The organism is Mesorhizobium helmanticense (assembly GCF_003034915.1).
Classification (GTDB): Bacteria; Pseudomonadota; Alphaproteobacteria; order Rhizobiales; family Rhizobiaceae; genus Mesorhizobium; species Mesorhizobium helmanticense.
In genome coordinates this window covers 77,920-87,739 of sequence record NZ_PZJX01000042.1, presented here as the reverse complement: position 1 = coordinate 87,739, position 9,820 = coordinate 77,920, and the positions used below count along the sequence as shown (strand labels likewise).

Below are 9,820 nucleotides of genomic sequence, written 5' to 3'. Positions count from 1 at the left end.
AGAGGGGGGCGCCGTAGAGCGCTAACCTATCATGCCTTTGCATAGCGAGGACGGCAGCCCGCCGACCTCGCCACGCAATTCAAGCCAGCGCCCTACTCGCCCGGGCCCTTGCAGGCCACGATCTGCTCCTTGGTATATGTCGTCCAGTCCGGGATCGAGATGGAGACCGGCCATTCCGGGCTGAGCGACGGATCGGCCGCGGCCTTCAGCTTGGCCTTGCCTTCCTCGGTGGCGTTCTCCCAGAGCTGCGGCTCGACCAGAACGGTCTGCTGCGCCGGCTTCTTGCCGTCGAGGATCTGCAGCGCCAGCGTCACGCCGGCGCCACCGATCGAGCCGGGGTTGGTGACCGCGGCGCCGACGAGATCCTTGACCGAGGTCAGCTGGCCGACGAAGCCGGCATTGTCGGCGCCGACCACCGGCACCAGCGGCGCCTGCGATTCGACCAGCGCGTCGACGATGACGTTGTCGATGCCGGACGTCCACACGCCGTTGAACGGCGTGCCGGTGGCGAGGAAGGACAACATCTGCTGCTTGGCCTGATCCTGCTGCCAGCCGGTGAAGACTTCCTGCGCGACCTTCACGTCGGGGAATTCGGCCAGCGCCTTCTTGAAGCCCTTGTCGCGGTCGGAGTCGGCGGAAGCGCCGGCGGCGCCGCGCATGTAGAACACCTCGCCCTTGCCGCCCATCTGCTGGAACAGCCATTTGGCGCCGAGATAGGCATATTGCTCCTGGTTGTTGGAGATGATGTAGGCCGACGGTTCGGTGACTGCCTGGTCGACGGCGACGACGACGATGCCGGCCTTGGTGGCTTCTTCCAGGCCCGCCTTGATGCCGGCCGGATCGGCCGGGTTGACGACGATGGCGTCGACCTTGGCGCTGATCAGATTGCGGATGTCTTCGAGCTGGCCGGCCGCGTCGGTGTTGCGATGCGCGATGTTGAGCTTGGCGACCTCGCCGGAGGCCAGCGCCTGCGCCTTCATCGCGCAAACCATCTCCTCGCGCCAGCCATTGCCCTGCACGGTGTTGGAGATGCCGATCGTGTATTTGCCCTCGGCGGACGAGGCGCCCACCGATGCCAGGAAGGCCGCGCCGGCAAGCAGCGGGACCATTGTCAGGTATTTCTTCATTTCAGACTTCCTCCACTTTGTTTTTCAGTTTCAGGGCCTGATCCTGTCGAGCTGCGACAGGATCAAAGCCAAGCTCTTTGCGCCGTCATTTGACGAAGGGGCGCAGCACGTCGCGGGCGAGCAGGAAACCCCGCTTGACCCTGTCGTCGCTGCCTTCAAACCGCCGGTCCTCGTGCTCGATGATGATGGGTCCGTCATAGCCGGCCCGGTAGAGGCCGGAGAAGATGACATTCCAGTCGACATCGCCGAGCCCCGGCATGCGCGGCACCTGCCAGCCTATGCCAGCCGAAAGGATTCCGCGCTCATACAACCCATCATGATCAATCATCAGGTCCTTGGCGTGGGCATGCAGCATGTAAGGGCCGAATTCCCGGATGAAGCGGGCCTGGTCGATCATCTGCCAGACCAGATGCGAGGGGTCGAAATTCATGCCGACATCGCCGCCCCAGGCTTCGAGAATGCGGCGCCAGATCTGCGGCGAATAGGCGATGTTGTGGCCGCCCGGCCATTCGTCATAGCTGAAGATCATCGGGCAGTTCTCGAAGGCGAGCTTGACGCCATGGTCGCGCGCATGGGCGACGATGGCGGGCCAGACCTTGAGCGCTTCCTCCCAATTGACGTCGACGGTTTTGGAAGCATCGCCGCCGCAGAAAGTGTTGACGACAGGCACGCCCATATTGGCGGCCAGCACGATCACCTTCTTCAGATGGCCGATGACCGCCTCGCGATGCGCGGCATCCGGGTGCAGCGGATTGGGGTAATAGCCGAGGCCGGAGACGGTGAGGTTCCTTTCCGCCAGCGAGGCCACGATTTCCCTGGCCTGCGCCGGCGACGTCGAAGCCGCGTCGATATGGCTGGTGCCGGCATAGCGCCGGCGGGCGCCGGAAGATTTCGGCCAGCAGGCGATTTCCAGCGCCTCGAAGCCGACCGAGCTCGACCAGTCTGCAACCTCGCCGAGCGGCGTCTCCGCGAATGGTGCGGTGAGCAGTCCAAGCTTCATTTTGCCTCCCTTGGCCGTGTATTCACGACCGATCCTACTATGCCGATTGTACCGGCCGCTTCAACCTGTGGCTGTCGCCGGTAGTGGGTCAGTTTGAAATCTGCCTCGCCTGAACGTGTCTTAATAGCCAGACGACATATCGTTCCATATCAAGCCTGCGAGCGGTTCCAAGTACACTTGCCCAGGTATCCTGAGGACTGGCGCCAGACGCGATCATGGCCGGTACGTTGTGAAATGAGTCAGCGATCATCCGTGCTTTGGATAGATCATCAGTCGCGCGAATTTCGACGAGAACGATGCCAAGAGCCATCAGAATATTTTCGTTCGTGATGGGTTTAGGATCAATCAATTGAGACGCCTCTCTTCCGGCTTCAAACTGACCCACTGCCCTGCCGCCTTGTTCCAGACTGTGCCTGACGGCGGCCATCGGATCGTTCGACAGCAGCCGGTCAAGGGCTGATGTGACGGCTCTGCGGAACGCATCGTTCCCGGCAAGGCCCGGGTCGAAAATGCTGTCGATGGCAAGGACCCCTGCCGCCAGCGCTTCGGGGTCATGGCCGGTTGCGTCGGCTATATCAGCGATCTTGCCGGCATAGGGGTCCGACACCGGCCAGCGCTTGCCGAACCGTGCCGAAGCCTGGATCAGATAGGCCATCCAGCCGGCGACCGGCACCGACAGAAGCGCGATGCTTTCGCCCTTCGCCAGGCGGTCGCGGATCGGGTTGAGCAGGCGCTGCACGATCTTCTGCGACCCGTCGGTGGCGATCTGGTGATTGCGGTGGCGGATCGCGGTGTTGCGTAGACGCCCGAGGCTCTGCTCGACATAGGCCAGCGGCTCCACGCCTGGCACCGGCATCAGGGTCGGCAGCGTCTCCTCGACCAGCATGCGGCGAACGAAATCGGCGAGCAGCGGGTCGGCGATCGCATCAAAGGTGTGTTCAAGGCCGGCCAGCACGCCGAGCGTGGCCAGCGCGGTCTGGGCGCCGTTCAGCACCCGCATCTTGAGGTGCTCGAAGGGCATGACGTCGCCGACGAAAGTCGCGCCGACCAGATCCCAGCGCGGCACGCGGCCGGCGAATTTCTGCTCGATCACCCATTGCCGGAACGGCTCGCCGACGACGACGCCGGCGTCGTGGTAGCCGAAACGCTGCGCCACCAACTCGATGTCGGCCGGCGTGGTCGCCGGCGCAATGCGGTCGACCATGGCCGAGGGAAAGGCGACATTGGCTGATATCCAGTCGGCCAGGCTGTTGTTGCGCCGGCTGGCAAGGGCCTGCACGACATTTTCCAGGATGACGCCGTTGGTCGGGATGTTGTCGCAGGAGAGCAGTGTCACCGGACGCCCGTGCGAGGCCATGCGCAGTTCCAGCGCCCGCGCCAATATGCCGGGCACGCTGCGCGGCGTCCGAGGGTTGGCGAGATCGTGGACGATATCAGGATGGTCGAGGTCGAGCGCGCCGCTCGAGGGAATGTGGCAATAGCCTTTTTCGGTCACCGTCATGGTCACCAGTTCGATATCCGGCGAGGAAAGCACCTCGAGCGCCGGTGCAGCACTCTCCTGGCTGTCGACGACCCTGACGATGCTGCCGATGACGCGTGGCTCGACCTGATTGTCTTGCCGGATCAGGCGCGTGTAAAGGCCGCCTTGCTGGCCCAGCGTCTCCGCGAGATGAGGCGGGCGGATGTTGATGCCGATCACGCCCCAGGAATCCAGACGGTGGGACAAGAGATCGTCGGTGTATTCTGCCTGATGGCAGCGGTGGAAGGCGCCGACGCCGAGATGCGCCATGCCACGCGCAAGCACAGCCCGGTCGTAGGATGGTTTCTGGACGGCGAGAGGAAGCCGGCTAAGCAATTGCGGGCCGAGCGTTTCGAGCGGTGCGGCGGCGACCCTCACCGGTTCGCTCCCACGACCCATTGCTCCTGGTCGATCAGCGCGCCGGTCATCGGTCCGGAGGCGTCGGAAAGCAGGAAGACGGCAAGGTTCGCCACCTCTTGCGCCGCCAGCAGGCGGCCAAAGGGCTGCGAGGCGTTGGCGGCGTCGAGCCAGCCGGGGCCAAGCCCAAGCGTCTCGCCCTGCATTTTGCGTTCGGCCGGCGTGTCGGTCCAGCCGACATTGATGCCGTTGACGCGGATGCGGTCGAAGCGGTGCGCGTTGGCGGCATTCCTGGTCAGCGTGGCGAGCGCGCCCTTGGTGGCGGAATAGACGGCCAGTTCCGGCGAACCGCAATGCGCGTTGATCGACAGGATGTTGACGATGGCGCCGCCTTGCCCGCGCTTGACCATATCGGCGATGGCGGCCTGCATCAGGAAGAAAGGGGCGCGGGCATTGACGGCGAAGAGCGAAGCCCAATCGTCGAGATCGGCATCGAGGAAGGAAGCGCGGTCGGTGAGGCCGGCGGCATTCACCAGCCCGTCGATGCGCCCGAAGCGGGCAATGCAAGCTTCCACCAACCGCACCGGGGCAGCAGGGTAGGCAAGCTCGGCGGCGACAAAGGCGGTCGGCGCGCCCGTGGCGGAAAGCTGAGCCGCGGCCTCCGCGCCGCGCTGTTCGTCGCGGCCGGTGATCAGCAGGCCGCCAGCGCCACAACGCGCGAGTTCCTCGGCGATCGCGCGGCCGATGCCTTGCGTGGCGCCGGTGATCAGCACCACCTTGTCGTTGAGCTGAAGCTCCATTCCTCCTCCCGGAACAAAGTTTCTATTTTTCTAAATATGGAACGATAGTTCCCGATAGTCAATTATGCCAGTGACGATTTCAAGCGGCGCGCCGCGCGACCACGCCGTGCACGAGCGCCATGCCGACGGCGAGCGAGGCTGCCAGCGATCGGAAGCCGGCGAAATCCTGCTCGACCACCTCCAGCCAAGTGTCCGAGAGCTTGACCAAGGGAGAAAACGTGCTGTCGGTGATGGTGACGATGCGCGCCTTGCGCTCATGGGCGACCGCGACGAGATCCGGCGTGATCGAATTGTAGGGGCTGAAGGAGACCGCCAGCACCGCGTCGCGCGTGCCGATACAGCCGACCTGGTCAAGCGCGGTGGAGCCGACATTGTCGACCAGCACATTGCGCACGCCCTGCTGCGACAGAGTGAGCGAGAGATAGGTGGTGACGGGAAAGGCGCGCTTGGAGCCGATCACGTAGATAAGCTCGGCCATCGCCAGGTGATCGACCATGCGCTCGAAACTGGCGATGTCGAAGCCCTTGTCGATGCGGCCGAGCGAGGCCTGCGAGGCGTCGACCAGGCCGTTCAGGAAATGCAGATTGGCGTTGGGTTCGGTGGCGGCCTGTTCCTGCCCATCGCGCGCCCGTCCTTCGGGCCAGGAGCCCTTGACGTGGTCCTTGAACAGGCCCTGGAAATCGGAAAAGCCGGCATAGCCGAAGATCTGGGCGAAGCGCACCAGCGTCGAGGGCTGCACGCCGGCCTGTTCCGCGACCTGGGCGATGGTGCCCAGAGCGACATCGCTCGGATGCTGCCACAGAAAGATGGCGACCTGGCGCAGGCGCTTTGGAAAATGCACCGTGCCGGACGACAGCACGGCGCGCAGTTCCTCATAGGTCTGCGGCTTGGTGTAGCCGAGCGCGGCCAGCGAGCGGCCGCGTTTGCGGGTCGCCGCCTCGTCGGCAATGGATTGTCCAGGTGATTTTTGTGTTCCCGTCATGGCGTCACGCTAGCGCGATACAATCGTTTTACAATATGGAAACTGGAAATCCTGTTCGAAAATGGTATGCCTCCCAACGCCGTCATTCCTGGAGCGAAGCAGGAGCGGAGCTCCGTCGCGGAGACTACAGGATGACGAAGCGACAGGTGGAGGAGCTTGAAAATGGTCTACGCAACATCGGACGGATCGACGCACCAGCGCTTGCGGGTCGGCATGGTCGGCGGTGGCCGCAATGCCTTTATCGGCGCCGTTCACCGGCTCGCCATGCGGCTCGACGACCAGATCGCGCTGGTTGCCGGTGCGCTGTCTTCCGATCCTGAAAACGCGGCCGCTTCCGCTGAAGAGATAGGCATCGCCCAGGATCGAAGCTATGCCGACTATCATGCCATGGCGCGGGCGGAGGCGGCGCGGCCCGACGGCATCGAAGCCGTCGTCATCGTGACGCCCAACCATCTGCACGCACCGATCGCCACCGCCTTTCTCGAAGCCGGCATCGACGTCATCTGCGACAAGCCGCTGTCGACGACGCTGGCAGAGGCGCAAGCACTGGTGGCGCTGGCGCGGGCGAAAAACCGCAAATTCGTCGTCACGCTCAACAACACCGGCTATGCCATGGTCCGCCAGGCGCGCGAGATGGTGGCGGCGGGCGAGCTCGGCCGCATCGTTTCGGTGCACGCAGCCTATATCCAGGACTGGCTGACCCTGCCGATCGACGCGCAGGGCCAGAAGCAGGCGGAATGGCGCACCGACCCGGCGCGGACCGGGCAATCGGCGGTGCTGGCCGACATCGGCGTGCATGCCTTCAACCTTGCGAGCTTTATCTCGGGCTGCGAGGCTGAGGCGGTTTCGGCCGATCTGTTCACCGCGGTGCCGGGGCGGCGGCTCGACGACAATGCGCATGTGCTGGTGCGCTGGACGGGTGGGGCGCGCGGCACCATCCTGGCCAGCCAGACATCGCCCGGCCACTACAATGATCTCTCCGTGCGCATCTATGGCGACAGGGCCGGGCTCGAATGGTCCGGTGCGCGGCCGGAGGAGCTGCGTTTCTCCCGATATGGCGAGGAAACGCGCACGCTGGTGCGCGGCGGCCATGGCTCGACCGAGGCGAGCCGGCGGGTGTCGCGCATGCCGGCAGCCCACCCCGAGGGCTATATCGAGGCCTTCGCCAATTTCTACCGCGATGCCGCCGACATCATCCGCGCCCATCGCTCGGGCGGCGTGGTCGATCCGGCGCAGGCCGCCCAGGTGCCCGACGTCGTCGATGGCGCGCGCGGCGTAAAGTTCGTCGCGGCGGCCGTCGCTTCAAGCTCCGCCGGTGGGACCTGGACGCCTGCCTTGTTTTCCTGAGTGTGTGGCCTCAGCCGACACTATCGAGCGGGCGGTGCATGAAGGCTTGCGGAAGGTGTTCCGTCGATCGAGGTCATCGGCCGCGGGGACATAAGTAATTCGGCCCCATTTAATGGCTCGGGCCTTCGCTGCCGTGTGCTTGAGCGATTATCGTTTCTCTCTCTTTGCTTTGACGCAATTCCCTAGGGAAAGTACTACGCGCCTTTCCCGGGAAACCGTTTCATACTTTTCCAGGAATTGCCTTAACTCATTATCTTTCATCCGTTTGACCGATGCGCCGCGCCGTTGGAAAGTGAAATTTACAGCCAGTAAGTGCGGTCATGGGCAAGTTCCTTGGGCCCGATCTTTTTGGATGAAAGACTGACAAACCTTGTCGCATGTAGGATCACCTATCATCACAGCAAGAATTGCTTTTCTGGCCATCTTGGCTGTCGTCCTCCTGCTAACCCTTTCACCGGGGTGGCTTTTGCAGATGCTTGGCATCGCCATCAGCCTTGGTCATGACAAACTCAATCACGTCGCTGCGTTTGCCGTGTTGGCGACTATCGGATTTTTTGCCTGGCCGGACCACAGGGCAAAGCTGACTGTGCTCCTCGTTCTGACCGCCGCCGCGATCGAGGTTCTTCAAGGCTTGCAACCGATTGGACGCTACCGGGATGCCTGGGACTGGGCTGCCGGCTGCGTCGGCATGGCGTGTGGGTTGCAAATCGCGAACTGGACCAGGAATTTCACCGGCGCCCTGAGATACGAAAAGCGAAGATCCCTGTAGCTTTAAGCGATCCCGTCCGTCTCACTTTCCTTATCCTGCGTCCGGACTGACGCATAGGGATTGGTTTCCAGCCACTCACGCAACACGATTTGAATAAGCTCCGCTCGAGCGATCTTCATCTCGGTGGCGATGGAGTTGAGTGCATCCCCTGTCGCGGGCTCAAGCGAAATACCGGAGACGTTCCTGAGCACCAGTGCTGCGCGGCGAAGGATAATCTGCAAATCGCCACGCGAGACCTCAGTGATGCGATCTGCAGCGCTTTCCAGTTCTTTGGCGATGGACAGGCGTGCCACGTCGATGTCCAGTCAAGTTGCATGGGCGGTGATGCTGTTAGTCAAACGAAGCTTCGACGGATTTGCTTCCCGGCCTTCTATCTTTTGTAACGCCTGATCGGATTTCTGGCACAGGGATCAGAGTATGCGGGCATAACGATCTTTTCAGAGAGCGCTGAGCAGCCCGCCGTCATTCTCAAATACGGTGGTAAAAAGCAGAAGTTTCACTGAAAAGCTGGCCGGCGCCAGTTGGCGTGAAAGCTTGGGGTCGGCGCTCTAGTACCGGTCGTTCGCGGCCTTCACGCGGGTATAGCCGAACAGGCGGGGTGGATTGCGCTCCAGCTGTACGACCGCAGGAGGTCTTACGCGGCTCCTCTGGCCCTCGGCGAAGGCGAGGGCGAAGGTTTTCAGCACGAACGAGTATGTGCGTTCTTCGTCATCCTCAATCACGCGAACGGCCCATTCGCCGTCGGCCTCAAACATTTCGACACGGATTCCTCCGCCAAAGCTGGCCAGATAACCACGGACATCGCGCTGGGGATTAGACACTGATTTTCCTCCCGCCTGAACGAACGGGTATTATACCTAGCCAGCCTCCTTCAATAATCTATGACATACCTCACACGGGTTTCTCGCGGTCCAAGCTCGTTGCGCCGCGATAAACGGCTCGCCCGCACAGTAGAGGTGCGAAGGAAGTGGGGATAGTTTCGCCCACTTTGCAAAACCATTTAAAATCATGATGTTATGATAAATCCGCTGGTGGAGCTGAGGAGGATCGAACTCCTGACCTCGTCATTGCGAACGACGCGCTCTCCCAGCTGAGCTACAGCCCCGTCCAGCGGATGGCGCATTTATCGGGCGCGGCGGTTTGCTGTCAAGGCTGGGTTTTGCGCCAAGGGCCTCGTTTCAGCCGTCGATGCGGCATGCGGAGGAAGCCGGCTCTTGCCGGTTTGGCGCGCAATGGCTACATGTCGGCAACAATTGGAGACCGGCATGATCGCCCTTATTCAAACCATCGTCATGGCGCTTGACCTTTATTGGTGGATTATCATCGCCTCGGCGATTTTTTCCTGGCTCTATGCCTTCAACGTCGTCAACTCGCGCAACCAGTTCGTCGGCAGTGTCGGCAACATGCTCTTCAGGCTGACCGAGCCCGCGCTTCGGCCGATCCGCCGCTTCATGCCCGACCTCGGCGGCATCGACATCTCGCCGATCATCCTGCTGCTGATCCTGTTCTTCATCCGGCAGTTCCTGCTCACCACGGTGTTGTCGCTAGTCGTCTGAGCCGTTCGATGAGCGCGCCGTTTCGCACGCGTAACGACGGCGTCGACCTGTTCGTCCGGCTGACGCCAAAAGCGGCGATGGACAGGCTGGAAGGCATCGAGATTTCGGCGGACGGGCGAAGCCACCTCAAAGCCCGCGTCCGCGCCGTGCCGGAAAACGGCGCCGCCAATCAAGCGCTTGAGAGACTTGTCGCCAAGGCGCTGGGCGTGCCGGCCTCGGCCGTGTCGGTTGTCGCCGGCGGCACTGCCCGGCTGAAGACATTGCGCATTTCCGGTGATGCGGCGGCGCTGGCGAGAAGCATTGAGCTGCTCGGCAGCGCTTGAGACGCCTCATTCCTTCGCGCCCCCTCTGTCCTGCCCGTCC

11 protein-coding genes and 1 tRNA gene are annotated in these 9,820 nt (G+C 62.7%); 4 read left to right on the top strand and 8 right to left on the bottom strand.

What is annotated here, in order from left to right; all coding sequences use genetic code 11:
* Positions 1–92: 92 nt before the first annotated feature.
* The 5 genes from C9427_RS23145 to C9427_RS23125 form a co-directional block, all read right to left on the bottom strand.
* Complete coding sequence (locus tag C9427_RS23145; RefSeq protein ID WP_107651400.1) at positions 93–1,127, bottom strand: ABC transporter substrate-binding protein; 1,035 nt, start codon at positions 1,125–1,127, stop codon at positions 93–95.
* An 85-nt stretch (positions 1,128–1,212) separates the two neighbouring features.
* Positions 1,213–2,127, bottom strand: coding sequence for a sugar phosphate isomerase/epimerase family protein (locus C9427_RS23140; protein ID WP_107651399.1), 915 nt, complete (start codon positions 2,125–2,127; stop codon positions 1,213–1,215).
* An 88-nt stretch (positions 2,128–2,215) separates the two neighbouring features.
* Positions 2,216–4,024 (bottom strand): mannitol dehydrogenase family protein, encoded by a 1,809-nt coding sequence (locus C9427_RS23135; RefSeq protein WP_245437151.1) that lies wholly within the window; start codon positions 4,022–4,024, stop codon positions 2,216–2,218.
* Positions 4,021–4,803 (bottom strand): SDR family oxidoreductase, encoded by a 783-nt coding sequence (locus C9427_RS23130; protein ID WP_107651398.1) that lies wholly within the window; start codon positions 4,801–4,803, stop codon positions 4,021–4,023. The genes C9427_RS23135 and C9427_RS23130 overlap by 4 nt, the downstream gene beginning before the upstream one ends.
* Before the next feature lie 79 nt (positions 4,804–4,882).
* On the bottom strand, positions 4,883–5,785 hold the full coding sequence (locus tag C9427_RS23125; RefSeq protein WP_107651397.1) for a MurR/RpiR family transcriptional regulator: 903 nt from the start codon (positions 5,783–5,785) through the stop codon (positions 4,883–4,885).
* Positions 5,786–5,947: 162 nt separating this feature from the next.
* On the opposite strand from C9427_RS23125, the gene C9427_RS23120 reads away from it, so the two are divergent.
* Together C9427_RS23120 and C9427_RS23115 are read left to right on the top strand one after the other, a co-directional pair.
* Positions 5,948–7,132, top strand: a complete 1,185-nt coding sequence (locus C9427_RS23120) for a Gfo/Idh/MocA family protein (protein WP_107651396.1) — start codon at positions 5,948–5,950, stop codon at positions 7,130–7,132.
* Between the two features lie 472 nt (positions 7,133–7,604).
* Positions 7,605–7,901, top strand: a complete 297-nt coding sequence (locus tag C9427_RS23115) for a VanZ family protein (RefSeq protein WP_107651413.1) — start codon at positions 7,605–7,607, stop codon at positions 7,899–7,901.
* Between the two features lie 2 nt (positions 7,902–7,903).
* Here the strand turns inward: C9427_RS23115 and C9427_RS23110 are convergent, their stop codons facing one another.
* The 3 genes from C9427_RS23110 to C9427_RS23100 form a co-directional block, all read right to left on the bottom strand.
* The gene (locus tag C9427_RS23110; RefSeq protein ID WP_107651395.1) at positions 7,904–8,194 is read right to left on the bottom strand and encodes a hypothetical protein; all 291 of its coding nucleotides are present in this window, start codon (positions 8,192–8,194) and stop codon (positions 7,904–7,906) included.
* A 255-nt stretch (positions 8,195–8,449) separates the two neighbouring features.
* Positions 8,450–8,722, bottom strand: coding sequence for a hypothetical protein (locus tag C9427_RS23105; protein WP_107651394.1), 273 nt, complete (start codon positions 8,720–8,722; stop codon positions 8,450–8,452).
* Positions 8,723–8,930: 208 nt separating this feature from the next.
* Positions 8,931–9,006, bottom strand: a tRNA-Ala gene (locus tag C9427_RS23100).
* A 160-nt stretch (positions 9,007–9,166) separates the two neighbouring features.
* Here C9427_RS23100 and C9427_RS23095 point away from each other — a divergent pair.
* A complete protein-coding gene (locus tag C9427_RS23095; RefSeq protein WP_107651412.1) occupies positions 9,167–9,457 on the top strand; it encodes a YggT family protein in 291 nt (96 codons plus the stop codon).
* 8 nt (positions 9,458–9,465) lie between these two features.
* Complete coding sequence (locus tag C9427_RS23090; protein WP_107651393.1) at positions 9,466–9,780, top strand: DUF167 family protein; 315 nt, start codon at positions 9,466–9,468, stop codon at positions 9,778–9,780.
* The last annotated feature ends 40 nt before the right edge of the window (positions 9,781–9,820 follow it).